General features: G+C 59.2%; 16 protein-coding genes. 4 read left to right on the top strand and 12 right to left on the bottom strand.

What is annotated here, in order from left to right; genetic code table 11:
- Positions 1-20: 20 nt before the first annotated feature.
- Positions 21-5,222, bottom strand: a complete 5,202-nt coding sequence (locus tag C2E19_RS23770) for a dermonecrotic toxin domain-containing protein (protein WP_129395339.1) — start codon at positions 5,220-5,222, stop codon at positions 21-23.
- Positions 5,223-5,478: 256 nt separating this feature from the next.
- Here C2E19_RS23770 and C2E19_RS23765 point away from each other — a divergent pair, with 256 nt between their 5' ends.
- Positions 5,479-6,498 carry an alpha/beta fold hydrolase gene (locus C2E19_RS23765; RefSeq protein ID WP_129395338.1) on the top strand — a complete coding sequence of 340 codons (1,020 nt, stop codon included), beginning with the start codon at positions 5,479-5,481 and terminating at the stop codon, positions 6,496-6,498.
- A gap of 197 nt (positions 6,499-6,695) precedes the next feature.
- Entirely contained in the window at positions 6,696-7,364 is a 669-nt protein-coding gene (locus tag C2E19_RS23760; RefSeq protein WP_129395337.1) for a DsbA family oxidoreductase, read from the top strand.
- A gap of 137 nt (positions 7,365-7,501) precedes the next feature.
- Here the strand turns inward: C2E19_RS23760 and C2E19_RS23750 are convergent, their stop codons facing one another.
- The 11 genes from C2E19_RS23750 to C2E19_RS23700 all read right to left on the bottom strand — a co-directional run bounded on the left by C2E19_RS23750 (position 7,502) and on the right by C2E19_RS23700 (position 20,096).
- Entirely contained in the window at positions 7,502-7,831 is a 330-nt protein-coding gene (locus C2E19_RS23750) for a GlpM family protein (RefSeq protein WP_164979480.1), read from the bottom strand.
- A 20-nt stretch (positions 7,832-7,851) separates the two neighbouring features.
- Complete coding sequence (locus tag C2E19_RS23745; RefSeq protein WP_129395335.1) at positions 7,852-9,180, bottom strand: sigma-54 dependent transcriptional regulator; 1,329 nt, start codon at positions 9,178-9,180, stop codon at positions 7,852-7,854.
- On the bottom strand, positions 9,177-11,078 hold the full coding sequence (locus C2E19_RS23740) for an ATP-binding protein (protein ID WP_129395334.1): 1,902 nt from the start codon (positions 11,076-11,078) through the stop codon (positions 9,177-9,179). The genes C2E19_RS23745 and C2E19_RS23740 overlap by 4 nt, the downstream gene beginning before the upstream one ends.
- A 145-nt stretch (positions 11,079-11,223) precedes the next feature.
- Positions 11,224-11,958: an amino acid ABC transporter ATP-binding protein gene (locus C2E19_RS23735; protein WP_007916729.1), complete on the bottom strand. Its 735-nt coding sequence runs from the start codon at positions 11,956-11,958 to the stop codon at positions 11,224-11,226.
- Positions 11,955-12,626 carry an amino acid ABC transporter permease gene (locus C2E19_RS23730; RefSeq protein ID WP_129395333.1) on the bottom strand — a complete coding sequence of 224 codons (672 nt, stop codon included), beginning with the start codon at positions 12,624-12,626 and terminating at the stop codon, positions 11,955-11,957. Before C2E19_RS23730 ends, C2E19_RS23735 begins: the two co-directional genes overlap by 4 nt.
- Positions 12,626-13,372 (bottom strand): amino acid ABC transporter permease, encoded by a 747-nt coding sequence (locus C2E19_RS23725; RefSeq protein ID WP_129395332.1) that lies wholly within the window; start codon positions 13,370-13,372, stop codon positions 12,626-12,628. Before C2E19_RS23725 ends, C2E19_RS23730 begins: the two co-directional genes overlap by 1 nt.
- Positions 13,373-13,566: 194 nt before the next feature.
- Positions 13,567-14,493, bottom strand: a complete 927-nt coding sequence (locus C2E19_RS23720) for a glutamate/aspartate ABC transporter substrate-binding protein (protein ID WP_129395331.1) — start codon at positions 14,491-14,493, stop codon at positions 13,567-13,569.
- Between the two features lie 521 nt (positions 14,494-15,014).
- Positions 15,015-16,553: a glycerol-3-phosphate dehydrogenase gene (glpD, locus tag C2E19_RS23715; RefSeq protein ID WP_129395330.1), complete on the bottom strand. Its 1,539-nt coding sequence runs from the start codon at positions 16,551-16,553 to the stop codon at positions 15,015-15,017.
- A gap of 260 nt (positions 16,554-16,813) precedes the next feature.
- On the bottom strand, positions 16,814-17,569 hold the full coding sequence (locus C2E19_RS23710) for a DeoR/GlpR family transcriptional regulator (protein WP_007916700.1): 756 nt from the start codon (positions 17,567-17,569) through the stop codon (positions 16,814-16,816).
- Positions 17,570-17,664: 95 nt separating this feature from the next.
- Positions 17,665-19,167 carry a glycerol kinase GlpK gene (glpK, locus tag C2E19_RS23705; RefSeq protein ID WP_129395329.1) on the bottom strand — a complete coding sequence of 501 codons (1,503 nt, stop codon included), beginning with the start codon at positions 19,165-19,167 and terminating at the stop codon, positions 17,665-17,667.
- Positions 19,168-19,244: 77 nt separating this feature from the next.
- Entirely contained in the window at positions 19,245-20,096 is an 852-nt protein-coding gene (locus C2E19_RS23700) for an MIP/aquaporin family protein (RefSeq protein ID WP_007916695.1), read from the bottom strand.
- A gap of 362 nt (positions 20,097-20,458) precedes the next feature.
- Between C2E19_RS23700 and ybaK the strand changes: the two genes are divergently transcribed.
- Both ybaK and C2E19_RS23690 read left to right on the top strand, forming a co-directional pair.
- Complete coding sequence (ybaK, locus tag C2E19_RS23695) at positions 20,459-20,929, top strand: Cys-tRNA(Pro) deacylase (RefSeq protein ID WP_129395328.1); 471 nt, start codon at positions 20,459-20,461, stop codon at positions 20,927-20,929.
- A 98-nt stretch (positions 20,930-21,027) separates the two neighbouring features.
- Entirely contained in the window at positions 21,028-21,810 is a 783-nt protein-coding gene (locus C2E19_RS23690; protein WP_129395327.1) for a PhzF family phenazine biosynthesis protein, read from the top strand.
- Positions 21,811-21,830 lie beyond the last annotated feature (20 nt).

Genomic DNA, 21,830 nt, shown 5'->3' with positions numbered 1-21,830 from the left:
CAATGCTCCGCCGCTTTTACCTACAGCTTTGAAAAGTGCCGAATGCCCAGCGCTCTACCGACATCGCCACGCCAGATCGCTTCGATCTGCGCGCCACTCGCTGCCTGCGCCTGCTGCCATTGCAGACCAAGGTTGCGCTGCTCGGGCAGTTTCAAGTGGGCTTTGACGAAGTCCTCGAAAGGTACTTTGTCCGACGTGTAGTGAAAGTGCGCATACCAGAGCGCGCGTGGCGGATTAGCGGTCAGATCGCGCACCTCGTACTCCTGGAGAAAGTCCTTGCGCCCGTCGACTCGTTTGCCCAGTGCGCGCAGTGCGCCTTCCTTGCGGATATCGATCACTTTCTGTTGTAGCAGATAGTCCAGATACCCTTCGGTAGGAGTTCTGCTGCGCAGTGACTGATCGATGCGCAGCGTACGGCCGAGGCTTATCAACTCCTGAGCCTTGTCCTGCAATTGCATGACCAGAGGCTCGGCTGGCGAGAGCCGTGCGATGGCGTTCGCACGGGTGCTCAATTCCGTCGCTTCACTGCCGAGCATGTGTTCCAGATCGATTGGCAACATGTCCTGTCGCGCGTAACCGGTGACTTTGCTGTTATAGGCGGGTAAGGCGGCGAGACGCTTGCGGGCTTCGTTCAACAGGGGTTGTACGTTGGTTGGCAAGGATTGAGCAGAGGCCGCGGGTTGCGCATCCAGATGGTACTTGCCGCTCGATCGCGGTAGCCAGGTCTCCCGGTAACCGTCGATGCTTTCGATGGTGAAACGCTTTTGCCGGGTCCCCGCATCAATACTTTCGATACCGATCAGCAATTGGTTGTCCTCGGTTTCAAACAACTGCTTGCCGCCCGCTTCTTTGGGTTTGATCGCGGGACGTTGCTTGATCGCTTGACGGGCATGCTGTTCAACCTTGGTCAGACCGTCGAGAAATGCCTTGACCTCTTCAAGATCCAGGTGCTGTGGATAACCCAGTGACCACGCGTTCAACTGACGGCGAAAGCCTGCGTAGATTTCCAGGCAGTCCTCGATCACACGATTGCGTTGGGCAAGGCTGGCATGTACTTCAGGTAAATGATGCTGCGTCAGCAGAGCACGTCCGACCTTGACCCGGGCGTCTTTGAGTTGCACGTGAAAGTAGACCCAGGACAGGTCGTCGACCGCCTCGTAGTGGGTAATGATCTCCAGAATGTGCGCGGTTCTCAGGTAATAGTGCGTGGTTTCGCCAAACCGTTGGTTCAGAGGCGTAAGCTCCGCTGTCATTGTGGCTTTATGCGCCCGGTTAGTGATGCGGCTATGCCAGAGATTGGCCTGTTCGATGAATCCGTGCTGGTGATCGAATTCCTTGAGGAAGTTTTTGCGCACGACTTTGCGTTGGGCCATGAGACTTATATGGGCCGTAGTGTTATCGATGGGGGTCGCGCCAGACTGCGCAACGAGTGCGTCGACACTGTTCAGATGTTCCAGCAGGCGTTGGCGGGAAATGGCGGCGCGCTGTAATGAACGATCCACCTGCGCCCATGCGCAGCGACTTTGAATGTCTTCGAGCACCAGGCGTTTTCTGCCGTGACTCAGCGGCAGTAGTTCGGCAACATTCTGGTATAGCACCTGGGCCAGTTCGATATCGTTGAGGCAGGCTGCGTCAACTGTCGCTTCCAGAGATTGACGCTCGGCAATGGGCAGTTGGTTGTATCGCTTCAAAAGCTGGTTGGAGCTGCGCGTCTGGGTATCAAGGCGCCGGATGTAAGCATCGGCGGTGTTGGTCAGGGTCAGTTGCCTGCGCAGTTGGCGATCGGTCCACCAACGTGGCAGCCACTGACGGATGGATTCGGGCCAGAGCGGGTCGAGGCCATTGGCCAAGTGCCCGATGGCCGCGCCACCGCCGGCACCGCCGCCGTCCATCAGCGTGCCATGCACGGCGTAATGGGTGTTCCACTGGCCGGCCTCGTCGAGAGCGATCGGCTGTTTATAGGAGCGCGCCCATGTGCCATAAAGCCTCCAGCCGCGCGGTGCGTCGTGCAACTGAATACGGTAGATCCGGCCCTGACGCACCATGAAATCCCCCTCGGGATGGCGATAGACATTGCGATAAATGCCGTGGCTATCCGCTCGCAGACCCGTCAGGGAAATCTCGAATTCATACTCGTAGCCCTTGAAGCGATCAAGTGACTGGCGCGCCCATTGCCAGGACGTCTGCATGGCGCCAAACCTTGTGGTCAACGCTGTCCCGCGGCGCTGGCGGGGTATCAGGCGGGCGGCGGCGGGTACCGAGATCGTCGCTGGGAGAATATCCATCGCGGCATCGATCAGGGACAGCAACACCGATTCGACTTCCGCCAGCCCATGTCCGATGTCTCCGCGCAGGAACGCCGCAACCGCGAGGTTGGCGCTGTTCCACGCGTCATACAGGGCGACCGAGGCACCAATGAATGGCAGCATGCCCACGGCCATTTTCAGGTAGTTGAACAGCGTGCCGGACTTCAGCGCACAGTGTTCCAGATATAAGGCGTCATTGGAGCGAGAACTGCTGCGGTGTGCTTCCAGTACTCGGCCCATGTGCACGTCGAGCAAATGCATGGCCAGTGACGTCGATGCTGGCCAGGCCAGCCCGGTGCCGATCAGCGCGTGGAAATTGCGCAGTTGAGCTTCGTTGATCCGGCTGACATGGGTGGCAAAATCGCCGCTCAAGGTTCGTCCGGCCAGATAGTTGACCATTCGCGCGTCTACGCAACGTTTGAACAGATCCAGACGTGCCTCTTCCAGCGTGGCGAACTGGCGCAGGAAAACCCCGTCGGTGCTGTCCGGAAAATACAGCAGGGTCAAACCGCTGACCTGTTCGACGATAAACGTCACCCCGGCCAGCGTGGTCGGCCCCTGATGGGCGGTGTCCGTGCCGCCAACGGTGAGATGTGCAGGTAACAGCACGATTCGTTTGCCGCTGACGCTATATGCCTCCCGCGTCGAGGCATCGATGGCGATCTTCAGCAGCGCGTATCCGGCGCTGTCGATATGCCGTTGCAGTACGGCGAATTCGCATTGCAGCTTGAGCATCAACCGCCATGGCTCGCTCAGGCATTCGCGTCGATACGCGAGGTCGAACGCTGATTCGCCGGGCATGCCAAGAAAAGTCTGGCGAATCAGCGTTTCATACTTTCCGGCCAGATCCAGATCGGTTAACGACTTGCGCAGATAGGCCGGAGTCAATCCGCTTTCCACGGCTTTTCGATCCTGCTCGTCTTCGGCGCTGACCTTGACCCGCAGGAATGACAGCCGCCACCACATGGCCTGATCGATGTTGTCTTGCGCCAGTTCATCGAGGGCCATTTCGCTGCGCCGGGTACTGGCCACAAGTGTGTTGCGGTGCGGTGTGCCAGGCGCTGCACCGTCGATCAAGGTTTTTCGCCAGTCGGTGCTGTCGGGCAAATCCAGCGTCACCGACACGCTTCGCTTGAGCGCGAAATCCTTGCGCAGTCGAGCATCAAGGCGCTTTTTGCTGAAGACGGATCGCGCTGGCAGATCGCGTTCGAGCAAGGCATGGCAATGCTGCATGGCCTTGAGATAGTCACTGATCAATCTTTTACTGCGCGCGCATTGGGCGTTGTCGAGGTTATCCAGCCACGGCGGCAGGTTGCCGGCGAGGGCGGCGGTGCGTTCCTGCTCAAGGCGATAGGCGAACGCCAGTTCGCGTGCCTGTGACAAGGGTACCGTCAAACGTGCAAGATGTTGTTCGCTCAGTTGCTCCATCGCTGCCGCACGTTCGCTGGCACGGGAGGGCAGCGGGTTTTCACGGATGACGGTTGCTGCCTGCTGCTCGCATCGGTAAAGCTGCTGTTCAAGCACCCATACGAACGGATCGCCGCTAAGTGGCGTCAGCTGCAGCAGCAACTCCTCATCAATGGCCGAGTGCTTGAACACCTGTTGTTCCAGCGCCTGACGTGAACTGAAGCGCTGCAATCCGCCGGACTGCCCGGGCCAATAGAGCAGCAGGCTTTCTGTGGCACCCGGCTCCAGCGCAAAAGGCGCAGCGATGACCAGCACACCGTTCAGATCCTCTACCATCGGTTGGTCATCTGCCGCTGCCACCAAAGTCACACGGGCAAATACCGTTTCCTGGTGGGGCAGCGTTCGCTCGGGTGCGTCGAGCAAGGCAATGATCCGCCGGTGTTCATCGACGGAGAGCTGATTGAGCGTCAGTTGCAGTTCGACTTCTGCACGCAACCCGCGTAATCGGGCCTGATGCAGGGCGTGGTAATGGGCATTGGTGGCGTGGCGCAGCTCAAGCATTTTCAGTGGAACGCGGTGGTCGAGCAACGCTGAAGCCGCGTTATGGCTGGCATTTTGCGCCTCGCTCAAGGCGTCGAACTGTTGCGTCAGTTTCTGCCGTAACGGGGTGTTCAGGCTGGCTGCCACGGCATCGCCCAGCAACTGTTCGAGGGCTTTCTGCTCAAGGGCCAAAGCTTGGCTGCGCTGGCTGAAAGGAATGTCGGGGTTCAGCAGACCGAACAGGGCCGGGTCGTCGACAGGCATTGCTTCATCGGGAGTTGGCAAGGGTGGTTCGGCGATCAGGCTCGACAAGTCGGGCCATGCGGGCGAAGGGTGCGCATTGGGCAACAGATTGAAAAGTAATTCGAGGTTGCACTTGAGTGGGTCGAGATCGAGCGCGACTTCTGCCAGCGTTGCTGCCTCCAGTCGCGGCAGCCGGCTGTTTTTCTGGCAATGTTCGATCAGCCAGCGCTGAAGATCGGCGTGTTGCTTGAAGAGGCTGAAGGCTGGCGAGGTTGAAGGCAGATACAACAGATGAGATGCGGGCGAGTCGCCGTCAATGCGCAATAGTAATGCGCCTGCCAACGAGACGTGGCTGTCATCGATACGTTTAAGCTGAAGCTGCGCGAAATGCACGTCGGCTGTAGCGACCGTTGACGGATCGACGGCCGCCGACAATGTCTGCAATTGTCCGATGCTGATCGTCCCTTCGGCACAAGCGAGCTGACTGGCCGCTTCGAAATGCTGACGGTAGATGCGCAGGGCCTGATCCCGGCGCGACAGTGGTGTGCCGGTTGCACGCAGGCTCCAGTCGCGGTCGCTGCCGGTCGGAAACCGGGCCATGAGGTCCAGCCACTGGCGGTGACAGTCGCGCAGACGTGCGCCAGCGCTCAGATAGAGGTTTTGATCGAGGTTCGACCGCAGAGGCTGGTCCAGGCCGAAGTCGGCCGTAGAAGGGGTATCGGACATGCGACAGGCTCCAGAAAACATGAAGGCCGGCTAATCCCGGTCTTCATGCCATTAGAGGCGAGCCGTCACCGGCATCTGCGGTACATAGTTATCGCTTTTTGCCGCGTTCGTTTCAGGAAGTGTCGAGGTCACGCGAGCTGTGGTGAGCACGACCATTCGGCAAACTTCATCAAACTGTCACGTAACTGTGGCAGCGCGCTTGAACAAACTTCATCAGACTCGCGCTCTACTGGGGTTCTGCGTTTCGGTGTTTTTCATGCGTTTATTTTTCCTGTTGGCCGCGCTGATGTTCGGCCTGCCGTCGATGGCGGCTTCGCGTTGCGATGTCAATGTACCGACCGAAAGGGTCGATCTGGCGCAGGTGAGTCTGGCGTACCAGAGCATCGGCCGTGCCTCGGATCCGGCGTTGCTGTTGGTAATGGGCCTTGGTGGACAGTTGATCCACTGGCCGGACGAAGTCGTGGTGGCTCTGTGTCAGCAGGGCTTTCGGGTTATTCGCTACGACAACCGCGATGTCGGTCTGTCGACCTGGCGCCAGGCACCAGCCGAGGCCAACCTGACGTTTGAAGTGCTGCGCTACAAACTCGGTTTGCCGGTGGCGGCGCCCTACAGCCTGACCGACATGGCCGACGATGCGTTGGGTTTGATGGATGCGCTGCACGTCGAGCAGTTTCACGTGCTGGGTGCCAGCATGGGCGGGATGATCGCTCAGCACATGGCGGCGATGGCGCCGCAGCGAGTCGAGAGCCTGACGCTGATCATGACCACTTCCGGCGCCGAAGGGTTGCCGGCGCCGAGCGCGGCGCTGGTGCAATTGTTGTCGCGGCGCGGCGCGCCGAATCGCCAGATAGCGCTGGAGCAGCAGGCCGATCTGCTGGCAGCGCTGGGTAGCCCGGCGGTCAGCGACGATCGGCAGATGCTGCTGCAACAGGCGGCGGCTTCGTATGACCGCGCGTTCAATCCTGAAGGCGTGAAACGGCAGATCATGGCGATCCTCGCCGAGCCGAGCCGGGTGGCGCTGCTCAATCAATTACGAGTGCCAACGCTGGTGGTGCATGGCACGGCGGATCCATTGCTGCCGGTGATGCATGGCGTGCATCTGGCGGCGCATATTCGCGGCAGTCAGTTGAAGCTGATTCCGGGGCTGGCGCATCGTTTCCAGGAGGCGTTCAAGGAACCGTTGCTGGCGGCGGTGCTGCCGTATTTGCAGGCGCATCGTGAAGACACTTCGCACTGGGCGCAGATTGAGCCGGTGGTGGGCGGGAATCTGCTGTAACCAGGGTTTGCGGCGCCTTATCGCGAGCAGGCTCGCTCCCACATTGGAACGCATTCCCCGTGTAGGAGCTGCCGCAGGCTGCGATCTTTTGATCTTAAAAAACAAAGTCAAAAGATCGCCGCCTGCGGCAGCTCCTACAGGGGCGTCAGGGTGTATCGTGCAAACTTTCCCTCACGAATTCCCCTGCGAGGTGTGTGATGAGTTCTGCTTTGAAGATCGATTTTGTCAGCGACGTCTCTTGCCCGTGGTGTGTCGTCGGCTTGTATGGTTTGCTCGAAGCGCTGGAGATTCTGCACAACGAAGTGCAGGCCGAGATCCGTTTCCAGCCGTTCGAGCTGAATCCGAAAATGGGCACTGACGGGCAGAACATCGCCGAACACATCCAGGAAAAATACGGCTCGACGCCGGAGCAGTCGCAAAAGAATCGCGAGGCGATTCGTGCGCGGGGTGCCGAGCTTGGATTTGCCTTTCGCACCGATGGCAACAGCCGCATCTACAACACTTTCGATGCGCACCGCTTGTTGCATTGGGCGGAGCTTGAAGGTGTGCAGTTGCCGTTGAAAGAGGCGTTGTTCAAGGCCTACTTCAGTGATGGCGGCAATCCGTCGGATCACCGGCAACTGCTGCAGATCGCCGAGAGTGTCGGCCTGGATCGCCAGCGTGCGGAGACGATTCTGGCGTCGGACGAGTTCGCCGATGAGGTGCGAGAAGAAGAGCAGCTGTGGCTGCAACGCGGAGTGAGTTCGGTGCCGACAGTGGTGTTCAACGGTCAGTACGCGGTGACGGGCGGGCAACCGGTGGAAACGTTTGTCGGGGCGATCCGACAGATCATGGCCGACTCCCGGGGCGGCACCGTCAACGGCTGAAACTGCATTCCTGTATATCCGGGTTATCCGGGTATGCCCGTAGGAGCTGCCGCAGGCTGCGATCTTTTGATCTTGCCCTTAAAAAACAGGATCAAAAGATCGCAGCCTTCGGCAGCTCCTACGGGAGATCGGGTTTATTAGCTGTGCAGGCGCACCCAGACGCTGACCAACACGGTGGCAGCCATCAACCACGCCACGGCCGCGACGGCCAGCGATGCTTCCAGCCGCAGCCGGTCAACCATCACGTACAGCGTCGCCAGATAGACAAAGTACGGAATGATCGACCACATGCCGAACACGATCGTGGTCTTCAGATCCTCAATCGAGCGCCCCTTGCCAACGATGTAATGCGCAATCAGCGCAAACGTCGGAAACAGTGGCACCAGTCCGGCGATGTAATAGTTTCTGGTTTTCGACAGCGCCGCGATGATCACCACCACCGCTGCGCCCAACAAGGCTTTGAAAATCAGATCCACGTGGTTCTCGCTTAATGGCTCAGGCCGTATTTTTTGACTTTGTCGAACAGCGTGGTCTTGGCCATGCCCAGCTCGAGACTCGCCTGGGTCAGGTTGCCGCCGCTGCGCTGCAAGGCGTCGTTGAGCAGGTTGCGCTCGAACGCTTCCACCGCTTCGGCGAATGCCAGGCCCTGTGCGCCACTGCTGGCACCGGACTTCTTGAACGCTGGCAAACCCAGGGCAAAACGCTCGGCGACGTTGCGCAGTTCACGCACGTTGCCCGGCCAGTCGTGGCTCATCAAATTCGACAGGGTCTGATTGTCCAGCTCCGGCAGCGCGCGATCAAAACGCAAGGCCGACTGTTGGGTGAAGTGTTCGAACAGCTGCAGGATGTCTTCGCGGCGCTCGCGCAGTGGCGGCAATTCCAGCGTCACCACGTTGAGTCGATAGTACAGATCGCTACGGAATTCGCCGGACTTGCTCGATTCGTCGAGGTCGGATTTGGTCGCCGCGATCACCCGGCAATCCACCGCCACGCTCTGGTTCGAACCGAGGCGTTCGAGAGTGCGCTCCTGCAACACGCGCAGCAATTTGATTTGCAACGGCAGCGGCATGCTTTCCACTTCGTCGAGGAACAGCGTGCCGCCATCGGCGTGTTCGATCTTGCCGATGCGCCGTTTGCCCGCGCCGGTGAAGGCGTTGGCCTCGTGGCCGAAGATCTCGCTTTCGAAGAGGTTCTCCGGCAGACCGCCGCAGTTCAACGCGACGAACTGTTTGCTGTGACGACGACTGAAATCGTGCAGGCAACGCGCGACCAGTTCCTTGCCGGTGCCGGTCTCGCCTTCGATCAATACGTTGGCCGAAGTGTCGGCGACGTTGGCGATCAGTTCGCGCAGGTTCTGCATGGCCGGTGAGCGACCGATGATGCGGCCTTCAAGGGAATCGCGTTCGGCCAGTTGCCGGCGCAGCGACGACACTTCGCGGGCAAGGCTGCGTTGCTCCAGCGCCCGTCGTGCGACATCCACCAGACGTTCCGGCGAGAACGGTTTCTCCATGAAGTCGTAGGCGCCTTTCTGCATCGCGCCGACAGCCATGGAAATGTCGCCGTGCCCGGTGATCAATACCACCGGCAGGCTGCGATCACGTTGCTTGAGGCGGGTCAGCAGTTCCAGGCCATCGATGCCTGGCAGGCGAATGTCGCTGATGACGATGCCGGCAAAGTTGTCGCCGACCCGTTTCAGCGCTTCTTCGGCACTGCCGACGCCGACGCAGGGAATGTCTTCCAGCGTCAGCGCCTGCTGGCAGCCGAGCAGCACATGGGGGTCGTCTTCGACGATCAGCACACTAAGTTCGGGGTTCATATTGGCTCGGCAGGTGTAGGGCTTACCAACGGTAAACTGAGGACAAAGGTGGTACCACCGCTGGCCGGGTGTTCGACACCCAGATGCCCGCCGGTGGCGGCGGCGAAGCTGGCGGAAAGGGTCAAGCCGAGACCCAGGCCCTGTTCGCCAAGTTTGGTGGTAAAGAACGGTTCGAACAGATGCTTGCGCGCTTCGGCATCGATGCCGTGCCCGTTGTCGCGTACACGCAGGCGATACTTGCCGTTGAATTCTTCGCCCTCCAGCCACAGTTCGGGTTGTGGTTGCGCCTGCATGGCGTCGAGGGCGTTGCCGATCAGGTTGACCAGAATCTGTTCGAGGCGGGTCTGGTCGATCTGCACCTGGACGTCGATGAATTGCCGATGCACCTGCAACGCGGCGCTTTCGACCCGAGCGCCGAGCACTTGTAGCGCCGCGTCGACGGCTTTGCCAAGGCTGGCCTGGCCCTGATTGTCGCCGCGCCGGGCGAACGAGCGCAGGCTGGCGGTGATGCGGCCCATGCGGTCGATCAGGTCATTGATGGTCTTCAGATTGGTACTGGCGACATCGAGCTGGCCGCGCTCCAGAAAGCGAATGGTATTGCCGGACAGCGTGCGCATCGCTGCCAGTGGCTGGTTCAATTCGTGGGCGATGCTGGTCGACATCTGGCCGATCGCCGCAAGCTTGCCGGCCTGCACCAGCTCATCCTGCGCGCGGCGTAAGGTCTCTTCGGCCTGACGGCGTTCGCGGATCTGACTCTTCAGGCGTTCGTTGCTCGCGCGCAGGTCGGTGGTGCGTTCGGTAATCCGACGCTCCAGTTGATTGTTGGCTTCCTGCAAGGCCTCGCGGGCGGCGAGGCGAGTGGCGATGACCTTGCGCCGCTCGTTCCAGGCGATCAGCAGGAACGCCACCAGCGCAAACGCGACGGCGACGAGAATGCCTTGGTTGATCGCTTCGCGGCGCAGATCCTGCAACGGCGTGAGCAGGGTGAAATTCCACGGTGTGTCGGTCAGTGGCCGGGTTTGCGCCAGATAGCTGATGTCGTCTTCGTCGGACTGCAGTTCGCTGTTGGCGGGGAAGGTGAGTTTCTCCACGCCTTCAGACAACGTCTCGCGCGCCAGCGGTTGCAGTTCATTGAGCGGGAACCAGTAATACTGCAGGCTGCGGGCGAGTTTCTCTTTGGTCTCTTCGCTCAGCGGAATGACCGATTTGAGCCGTCGGGCGGGGTCGCTGGAGAGAATGATGATGCCGTTTTCATCGCTGACGAACGCTTCGAGACGCGCTCGCTGCCAGCGCTCTTCCATGGCTTCCAGACGCACCTTGACCACGGCGACGCCAATGATCTTGCCGTGTTCTTCGAGGCCGTGGGCGAGGTAGTAACCCGGCTCGCCATTGGTGCTGCCGATCCCGTAGAAACGACCAGGTTCGCCACGCACGGCGCGCTGAAAGTAGGCACGGAAGGACAGGTCTTCACCGAGATAACTGTCGACATCGCGCCAGTTGCTGGTGGCCATGACACGGCCGGTGGTGTCCATCACGTAGATGGCCCGACTGCGGCTGCGCCGGTTCAGGCCTTCAAGGTAGGCGTTGACCGTTTGCCGATGTTCCGTGGTCGGGTCGGCCAGCAACTGCGGGACACTGGTTTCGAGCTCCAGCAGGCTGGGCAGATAGGTGTATTTGCTGATCTCGCTTTCGACGGCGCGGGCGTGCAATTCCAACTGACGCTGGCCGTTCTCGCCGAGGCTGCGGATGCCGAAATGTTCACTGGTCCAGAAGCCGATGAAACCCAGTCCGATCATCAGGGTGATGATCAGCGGCGGCAGGAACAAATGACGAATCAGACGGGGCTTCACGGCAAGTGATGGCTTTGCTGCGCGATAGAGATTGGGGTCGCATTTCATCACAGATGCCTTGGGTCAACCACCACAACAGACCTTGCCATTCCCCTGTAGGAGCTTCCGCAGGCTGCGATCTTTTGATCTTTAAAAACAAAGTCAAAAGATCGCAGCCTGCGGCAACTCCTACAGGGGGCCGGCGGTGGTGCTTTTAGTGCTGCAGGATTTTCTCGAGGAAGTGCTGCGCGCGTTCGGAACGGGCGCTGATGTCGCCGAAGAATTCCTCTTTCGGGCAGTCTTCGATGATCTTGCCGGCGTCCATGAAAATCACCCGGTCGGCCACTTTACGGGCGAAGCCCATTTCGTGGGTCACGCACATCATGGTCATGCCTTCGTGGGCCAGTTGCACCATCACGTCGAGTACTTCGTTGACCATTTCCGGGTCGAGCGCCGAGGTCGGTTCGTCGAACAGCATGACGATCGGGTCCATCGCCAGCGCACGGGCAATCGCCACGCGCTGTTGCTGACCACCGGACAGTTGCCCCGGATGCTTGTGGGCATGGGCCGACAGGCCAACGCGCTCGAGCAGTTGCAGACCTTTCTTGGTCGCCTCTTCCTTGCTGCGGCCCAGCACCTTGATCTGCGCAATGGTCAGGTTTTCGGTGATGGTCAGGTGCGGGAACAGTTCGAAATGCTGGAACACCATGCCCACGCGTGAACGCAGTTTCGGCAGGTTGGTCTTCGGGTCGGCAATCGAGGTGCCGTCGACGACGATGTCGCCTTTCTGGAACGGCTCCAGCGCGTTGACGCATTTGATCAGAGTCGATTTACCCGAACCGGACGGGCCGCAGACCACGATCACTTCGCCTTTTTTGACCTCGGTGCTGCAATCAGTCAGCACCTGGAAGTCCCCATACCACTTGTTGATGTTCTTGATAGAGATCATACGGCGAACCTTTTTTGCAGACGCTTGACCAGCAGCGAGGCGGAAAAGCTGATGATGAAGTAGACGACACCGGCGAAAATCAGGAACTCGTTGGAGCGGCCAATGATGTCGCCGTTGGAGCGGGCGGAGTTGAGGAAGTCCACCAGGCCCACGGTGTAAACCAGCGATGTGTCCTGGAACAGAATGATCGACTGTTGCAGCAGCAACGGGGTCATCTTGCGGAACGCCTGAGGCAGGATGATCAGGCGCATGGTCTGGCCGTAGCTCATGCCCATCGCCTGCGCGGCGGCCATCTGGCCTTTGGGGATCGACTGCACGCCGGCCCGGACGATTTCACAGAAGTACGCGGCTTCGAACATCATGAAAGCCACGACGCAGGAAGTGAACGCGCCAATCGGCGTGTCTTCGCCGGTGATCCAGCGCAGCACGAACGGCACCGCCAGGTAGAACCAGGTGATCACCAGCAGCAGCGGGATCGAGCGGAAATAGTTCACATAAGCGCCAGCCACGCGTGACAGCAGTTTGCTGGACGACAGGCGCATCAGTGCCAGGATCGTCCCCAACACGATGCCGCCGACCACGCCCATGACCATCAACTGCAAGGTCATGACCATGCCGTTCCACAGGCCCGGGATAGCGGGGATGATGCCGCTGAAATCGAAGTCCATTATTTACCCCCCACGGAGATCAGGCCGGGCACCGCGACTTTCTTCTCGACCATGCGCATCAGCAACATCAGGCTCATGTTCAGGGTGAAGTAGATCAGCGTGGCCAGGGTGAAGGCTTCAAACAGGTTGGCCGAGAATTCGGCGGTCTGTTTGGTTTGCGCCAGCAGTTCCATCAGGCCGATCAAGGACGCCACGGAGGAGTTCTTGAAGACGTTGAGGAATTCCGAGGTAAGCGGCGGAATGATGATGCGGTAGGCCTGGGGCAGCAGCACGTTCCAGTAGATCTGCGGCAGCTTGAAGCCCATGGCGCGGGCGGCGGACTCTTGGCCGCGAGGCAGCGCCTGGATGCCGGTACGCACTTGCTCGCAGACGCGGGCGGCGGTGAACAGACCCAGACAGACAACAACGCTCAGGTACGCCGAGGTGGTCGGGTTGAGGTCTTGCTTGTACCAGTCTTGCAGGTTTTGCGGCAGCAGATCGGGTACCAGGAAGTACCAGATGAACAGCTGAACCAGCAGCGGCACGTTACGAAACAGTTCGACGTAGCAGGTCGCGATGCCCGATACGATGCGGTTCGGCACGGTGCGCATGACCCCCAGAACGGAGCCAAGCAACAAGGCGACAATCCATGCCACGACAGCGATGGCAATGGTCCAGCCCAGACCCGCGATGTACCAGTCGAGATAAGTCTCGCTGCCAACGCCGGTGGACTTGAAGAACACGCCCCAGTCCCAGTTGTAATTCATTAGGGTCTCCCCTCGAGATCGATCGATGTACAAGTACCTGTTTGGGGAAGATCCTTTCCCGCCCGACGTTGAACGCCAGGCACACGCGATCGGCTCGGAAACCGCCAGGTCGAGTGTTCCAAAACAAAGCCAGCAGGTAGTAACTGACGCCTGAGGGAGAGTCGGTTCCCTCAGGCGATAAGGTTAGATCAGAGTCAGATTTTTACGTCAGGCGCTGGCTTGTCGCTCGGATTGGCGATCAGCTCCTTGACCTTGTCGCTCATCGGGAAGTTGAGGTTCAGGCCTTTAGGTGGGATCGGGCTCTCGAACCACTTGCTGTAGATCTTGTTGATCTCGCCGGACTTGTACAGGCCGACAATTGCGTCATCCACGGCTTTCTTGAAGGCCGGGTCGTCTTTGCGAACCATGCACGCGTAGGCTTCGAAGGACTGTGGAGTACCGGTGATGACCCAGTCAGTCGGCTTCTTGGCCTTGGCTTCTTCGCCGGCCAGCAGGGCGTCGTCCATCATGAAGGCAACGGCGCGGCCGCTTTCCAGCATGTTGAAGGATTCGCCGTGGTCCTTGGCGGAGATGACGTTCATGCCCATCTGCTTGTCGGCGTTCATCGCTTTGATGATGCGCTCGGACGTGGTGCCGGCGGTGGTCACGACGTTCTTGCCTTTCAGGTCGGCAAAGTCAGCGTAGGACGGCTTGCCATCCTTGTCTTTCTTGACCAGCAGACGGGTGCCGATTTCGAAGATGTTGACGGTGAAGTCGACTTGCTGAGCGCGTTCGGTGTTATTGGTGGTAGAGCCGCACTCGAGGTCCGCGGTGCCGTTCTGGATCAGCGGGATACGGGTTTGCGAGGTGACGAGGTTGTACTTGGCTTGCAGGTCGGGTTTGTTCAGGTCTTTTTTCAGGGCTTCAACGATAGCCATCTGAATGTCGTGGGAGTAGCCCACTGGTTTGCCCGAAGCGTCTGCAATGTAGGAAAACGGAATGGAGCTGTCGCGGTGAGCGAGCGTGATGGTGCCGGATTCGTTGATTTTCTTCAGGGTGCCGGTGAGTTCGGCGGCGAAAACTGGCGTGCTGATCAGAGCGGCAGCAATGGCTGCGCCCAGGATATGGGGAACGATGCGCATCAAATTTTCCTCGACATTGTTTTTTTTATGGAGCCAGTTCGTCGGCCCTTTTGTGCTTCGAATGCCTGACGGCTCCTGAAGTGTTGGCTCAACAGGCATTCGTCGAGAGAGTGTAGAGCATGAGTCGTGCCAGACCAGTCTCTATTGGTCAAGTTTATGATTTATAAGGTAATTAAAGTTTTATGGCGGATTTTTTTGTATGGGTGGATCCGGTTAACCGAATTGACCAGGGAGTCTCGTTCGGAAAACCGAACGGTGAAGAGCCCCTCACCCTAGCCCTCTCCCGGAGGGAGAGGGGACTGACCGGGTTGTATGGGCGAGATGCACCGACTTGGGATCCCGAGTCGAACTCTAGTTTCGAAGCCTATGAAGATCGGCTCCCTTTCCCCTCTACCCCTTGGGGGAGAGGGCTGGGGTGAGGGGGAAAGATCTCACTGACCTAACCAGTGTCAATAAACCCCCAAAACAAAAAGCCCCTGAACCTTACGATTCAGGGGCTTTTTGTTTAACCGATGTTCAGATCACGCCGCTTCAATCTTGCTACGGTTGTGTTCGACCTTACCCAGATACGCCGCAAGCTTCTCCTGCTCAGCCGGAGTGGTGAACAACCCCAGCTTGCTACGACGCCACAGGATGTCGTGCGCCGTGGTCGCCCACTCTTCGCCGCACAGGTAATCGACTTCACGGGTGTAGAGCCCGCCGCCAATGTGTTCGCCCATGTCGGCGAGGGTTTCGACGCCTTCGAGCATGCGCCAGGTGCGGCTGCCGTAGGTGGTGGACCAGCGACGGGCAATCTCGGTTGGCACGAAGTCGAACTTGTCGCGAATCAGTGCGCTCAAGGCCTGTGGCGTGGTCATGTCTTCGCCGCCGGGCAGAGTGGCCGTGGCCGTCCAGCTCGGGCGCATCTGGGTGAAGAACGGCAGCAGTTGCGCCATCGCCGATTCGGCGAGTTTGCGGTAGGTGGTCAGCTTGCCGCCAAAAACCGAAAGCAGTGGCGCTTCTTCGCTGCTGCCGGACAAGGCCAGGGTGTAGTCGCGGGTAACGGCCGACGGGTTGTCGGATTCGTCGTTGCACAGCGGACGTACGCCCGAGTAGCTGTGCTGGATGTCGTCGCGGCTGATCTGCTTCTTGAAGTGCGCGTTTACCACTTTCAACAAGTACTCGGTTTCGCCATCGGTGATTGCCACTTTCGCCGGATCACCGGTGTATTCACGGTCGGTGGTGCCGATCAGAGTGAAGTGGTTCAGGTACGGAATGGTGAAAACGATGCGCTGATCTTCGTTTTGCAGAATGTGCGCGTGATCGCCTTCGTACAGTTTCGGCACGATGACGTGGCTGCCCTGAATCAGACGGATGCCGTACGGCGATTCCATCTTCAGGTCATCACGGATGAACTTGGCAACCCACGGGCCTGCCGCGTTGACCAGTGCCTTGGCGGTGATCGAAAACAGGCTGCCGTCGGCACGTTCCAGGTTCAGGTGCCACAGGCCTTTGGCGCGCCGGGCGCTAACGCAACGGGTCTGGGTGTGCACGTGGGCGCCTTTTTCGCGGGCGGCCATGGCATTGAGTACTACGAGGCGGGCGTCGTCGACCCAGCAATCGGAGTATTCGAAGCCTTTCTTGATTTCGCTTTTCAACGCGCTGTCGGCGCCGAACTTCAGGCTTTTCGAACCCGGCAGTTTTTCGCGTTTGCCGAGGTTGTCATACAGGAACAGGCCGGCACGAATCATCCACGCCGGACGCAGGTGCGGACGGTGCGGCAACACGAAACGCATAGGCTTGACGATGTGCGGCGCCTTGGCCAGCAACACTTCGCGCTCGGCCAACGCTTCACGCACCAGACGGAATTCGTAATGTTCGAGGTAGCGCAGGCCACCGTGGATCAGCTTGCTGCTGGCCGACGAAGTGTGGCTGGCGAGGTCGTCCTTTTCGCAAAGGAACACCGAGAGACCGCGACCGGCGGCATCCGCTGCGATTCCCACGCCATTGATCCCGCCGCCGATGACGGCGATGTCGTAGATCTCGGAGATTGGGGGCGTACGCAAGGTAGAGGTGGACATCGGCTGGCCTCGGGCTCTTTTGATTTTCTGTCTTGGAAATCGAACATTAATGTTCATTTGCGAAAATGGTAGCCCATAAAGACGCGCGCAGCCAGTCACGTTCGATTGAAAAAACTCATCGAAGGGCAGGGAAAAGAAAATTTTCGAACATTAAATGCAAAAGATCGTCCGATCGCGGCCCGAGCCTTCGGCAGCTCCTACAGGTCAAGTGAACCCATGTAGGAGCTGCCGAAGGCTGCGATCTTTTGATCTTGGGGGGGTTAAACCACTTCCAGACGAATCTTGTGCTGGCTCAACAACTGCGCCAACGCCGGCACTGGCTGCTGATCGGTCACCAAACAATCAATCAGACTGATCGGCCCCAACCGGATCATCGCGTTGCGCCCGAACTTGCTCGAGTCCGCCGCCAGAATCACCTGTCGCGCATTGGCAATGATTGCCTGCGAAACCCGCACTTCCTGATAATCGAAGTCGAGCAAGCTGCCGTCTTCATCGATGCCGCTGATCCCGACCAAGGCAAAATCAACCTTGAACTGGTTGATGAAATCCACGCTCGCCTGACCGACCACGCCGCCATCACGACGCACGTTGCCGCCGGTCAGCAGCACGTCGAAGTCATCCTTGGCACTGAGCATCGACGCTACGTGCAGGTTGTTGGTGATGATCTTCAGGTGGTTGTGATTGAGCAGGGCGCGGGCGATCGACTCGGTCGTCGTGCCGATATTGATGAACAGCGAGGCATGATCGGGAATCTGTGCGGCGATGGCTTCACCAATGCGTTGTTTTTCATCGCGCATCTGATCGGCGCGCATCGCATAGGCAGTGTTTTCGACGCTGGAATCATAGGCGGCGCCGCCATGGTAGCGACGCAGCAGATTGGCTTCCGCGAGCTGATTGATGTCGCGGCGGATGGTTTGCGGGGTAACAACGAACAGCGTGGCCATTTCCTCGATGCTCACATAGCCGCGTTCGCGGACCAGCTCGAGGATTTGCTGCTGACGGGGAGGCAGATTCATGGGGCTTCCTTTGGGCTGCCGTGCAAAATTTGCCCATGATGACGCAGGAATCCGCTCCCTACCAGTTACATACCGATACGAGTACTCAGGTTGGCTTATTCAGCGTCCTCACGCGCCCAGTCCCGGGTGCGGCTGACGGCTTTTTTCCAGCCTTTATACAGCTTCTCCTTGGCGACTTCGTCGAGGCTCGGCTCGAATTCGCGCTCGATTACCGCTTTGCCACGCAGTTCCTCCAGGCTGCCCCAGAAACCGCACGCCAGACCGGCCAGATACGCGGCGCCGAGTGCCGTGGTTTCGCGCATTTGCGGGCGCTCGACCTGGGTGCCGAGGATGTCGGCCTGGAACTGCATGAGGAAGTTGTTCGCTACCGCGCCGCCGTCCACGCGCAAGGCTTTGAGGCGTTCGCCGGAGTCCTGTTGCATGGCGTCGAGCACGTCGCGGGTCTGGTAGGCGATCGATTCCAGTGCGGCGCGAATGATGTGATCGACGCGCACACCGCGTGTCAGGCCGAACAGCGCGCCACGGGCATACGGGTCCCAGTACGGAGCGCCGAGACCGGTGAATGCCGGTACCAGGTATACGCCATTGCTGTCCTTCACTTTATTGGCGAAGTATTCGGTGTCGTGGGCGTCGTTGATGATCTTCAGTTCATCACGCAGCCACTGCACGGTCGAACCGCCGTTGAATACCGCGCCTTCCAGTGCATAAGCGACTTCGCCACGCGGGCCGCAAGCGATGGTGGTAAGCATGCCGTGCTGCGATTTCACCGCTTTGTCGCCAGTGTTCATCAGCAGGAAGCAACCGGTGCCGTAGGTGTTTTTCGCCTGGCCTGGCTCGACGCACATCTGGCCGAACAGGGCGGCTTGTTGATCGCCGGCGATACCGCCGATGGCGATGCCGCTTTTAGTGCGACCGTAGATTTCCGAAGAGGCTTTCACTTCCGGGAGCATTTCGCGCGGGATGTCGAGGATTTCCAGCATCTTCGAATCCCACTCCAGCGAGTGAATGTTGAAGAGCATGGTGCGCGAGGCGTTGGTGTAGTCGGTGACGTGTACCTTGCCGCCGGTGAATTTCCAGATCAGCCAGCTATCGACGGTGCCGAACAGCAGTTCGCCGTTGCGCGCACGCTCGCGGCTGCCTTCGACGTTGTCGAGGATCCACTTCAGTTTGGTGCCGGAGAAGTACGGGTCTGTGACCAGACCGGTGGTGTCGCTGATGTATTGCTCATGGCCATCGCGCTTGAGCTGCTGGCAGATCTCGGTGCTGCGGCGGCACTGCCAGACAATGGCGTTGTACACCGGGCGACCGGTGGTCTTGTCCCAGACCACAGTGGTTTCACGCTGGTTGGTGATGCCGATGGCGGCGACTTGGTCGTGATGCAGACCGGCTTGCGCCAGCGCTTCAACCATCACCGCGCTTTGGGTGGCGAAGATTTCCATCGGATCGTGTTCGACCCAACCGGCTTGCGGGTAATGCTGGGCGAACTCGCGCTGCGCGGTGCAGACCACGTTCGCATCGCGGTCGAAAATGATCGCGCGGGAGCTGGTCGTACCCTGATCGAGGGCAATGATGTAGTTCTTATTCTGAATGTCGGTCATGTCGATTGCCTTGGACGAAATAAGGGAGAGTGGGCCGTGGCGCAGGCTCGGATTGGCAGGAGCCTGCGCCGACTGTTTCAAGAAGTTCTTGGTTTGCCGTCAATGGCCGGTTCTGCATCCTTTGTAGCAGGTGTGGCGCCGGTCAGGTGACGGGCGATGAGCCCGCGATACCCGGCAGCGCCGAGGCAGGCACCGACAATCGGTGCAAAAATCGGAATCAGGAAGTACGGAATATCGCGGCCGCCAGTGAAGGAAATTTCACCCCAGCCAGCGAAGAAAGTCATCAGTTTCGGACCGAAGTCACGCGCCGGGTTCATCGCGAACCCGGTCAGGGGGCCCATCGAACTGCCGATCACGGCGATCAGCAAGCCGATCAACAGCGGCGCCAGCGGGCCTTTCGGCAAGCCGTTGTTGTCGTCGGTGAGGGACATGATCACGCCCATCAGGATCGCGGTGATGATCATCTCGACCAGGAAAGCCTGGGCCGTCGACAGCACCGGGTTCGGGAAGGTCGAGAATACCGAAGCCAACTCAAGGCTGGCGGCCGAGCCACGAACCATTTGGTGAGTTTGTTCGTAATCGAAGAATAGATTGCTGTACAGCGTGTAAACCAACAGCGCACCGCAGAAGGCGCCAGCGATCTGCGCAAGAATATAGAAGGGCAGTTTGCGCTTTTCAAAGTCGGCGAAGATTGCCAGGGCGATGCTGACAGCCGGGTTCAAGTGCGCGCCGGAAACCCCGGCCGTGAGGTAGATCGCCATGCTCACGCCGACGCCCCAGATGATGCTGATTTCCCACAGGCCGAAGCTGGCGCCCGCGACTTTGAGCGCGGCGACACAGCCGGTACCAAAAAAGATGAGCAGTGCAGTACCCAGAAACTCGGCCATGCATTGGCTCGAAAGCGATGGTTGCTGTAAAGCAGTTGTCATTGAAAACCTCGGTTTTTGTTGTTGTCTGGCGCATTGCCGATACGGCAGAGCGCGATTTTCGCCGGGTAGGAATCCCCATTCCATTGCCGGTTTACTGCTGGGTGCTGCAATGATGATAATTCTTACATTATTCAGATTCGAAAAAATATAGACAAGAAACAAACCTGTCAAAGGTCGAAAGTGAACTACCGGTCACAATATAACTATTCGCTGGGTGAATGATCCTCTGCCATGGCGCTGGGACGACGCGCTCGAAATGCCTGTAAGCCACAGGAATCGTGGCTTGGAATAGAGCCTTTTGAGGGCTGATCACCTAGAATCCGCCGGAGGATTTTTCAGTCACTGCCGAGCCTGGAGCTGCCATGACCCCTGCGTTGGACTTGTTGAAAAAAGTTCGTGCCGAACATCGCGTGCACAGTTACGAACATGACCCGAAGGCTGCCTCCTATGGGCTGGAGGCCGCAGAAAAACTGGCACTTGAGCCGGCGCAGGTGTTTAAAACGTTGCTGGCGGCCAGCGAAAAAGGTGAGCTGCTGGTGGCGGTGGTGCCGGTCGTCGGAAGTCTCGACCTGAAAGGTCTGGCGCATGCCGCGGGAGTGAAGAAAGTCGAGATGGCTGACCCCGCAGCAGCACAGCGTTCCAGCGGTTATCTGCTGGGCGGCATCAGCCCGTTGGGGCAGAAGAAACGCCTGCGCACCTTCATTGATAACTCGGCTCAGGGTTTTGCGACTATTTATGTCAGTGCCGGTCGGCGTGGCCTGGAGGTCGAGTTGGCCCCGGCGATTCTCGCCGAACACACCCAGGCCAAATTCGCCGACATCGGCCGTGCCTGACGTTCGCCCGCGCTGTATGAAGAAAATTGGCCGGTTCTGTCACTGGCGCTGATCCGTCACGCGCTGCATGCTTTGCCGACTGACTCAGGGAGAAGGTTATGCAGCTCGAGTTTCATCAGGTCGACGCGTTCAGTGATCGGCCGTTCAGTGGCAACCCGGCGATGGTCTATCGGCTCGATGCGTGGCTCGCCGATGAGCTGATGCAGAAGATCGCTGCCGAACACAATCTGGCGGAAACGGCGTTTCTGGTGCGTGAGGGATCGGCCTGGCATATCCGCTGGTTCACTCCGACCACTGAAGTGCCGTTGTGCGGACACGCGACGCTGGCCAGCGCTTTTGTTTTGTTCGAGATTTATAAGGAAACGGCCGAGCGTATCGACTTCACCTGTAAGTCGGGGCCGTTGAGCGTGACGCGGGCAGACGGACGTTTGTGGCTGGATTTCCCCTCGATCGTGCCGTCAGAGATTGGCGTGACGCTCGATGTCGAACGGGCGCTGGGCGTTGAGGCGGTTGATGTGCTCGGTTCGAACGAACTGTTTGTGGTGCTGGAGTCGGAGCAGGCGGTGCTTGATTGCAAGCCGGACATGGTCGCGTTGGCCAAGCTGCCGTGGTTGGGCGCAATCGTCACCGCGCGGGGTAATCAGCATGATTTCGTCTCGCGCTATTTCGCACCGGCGATTGGTATCAATGAGGATCCGGTGACCGGGTCGACGCATTGCAGCTTGATTCCGTATTGGTCGAAACGTCTGGGCAAATCGAGCCTGACCGCGTGCCAGCGTTCGGCGCGGGGCGGAGAGTTGTTTTGTCGGCTGGAAGGTGAGCGGGTGAAGATCGGCGGGCATGCGACGCTGGTTGCGAGCGGCACCCTGATTCTGGGTTAAAAGCTAAAAGATCGCAGCCT

It is taken from the genome of Pseudomonas sp. DTU12.3 (assembly GCF_004124275.1).
GTDB lineage: Bacteria > Pseudomonadota > Gammaproteobacteria > Pseudomonadales > Pseudomonadaceae > Aquipseudomonas > Aquipseudomonas helmanticensis.
The sequence above is the reverse complement of the archived record's forward strand: the minus strand, read 5'-3'. Positions and strand labels throughout refer to the sequence as shown.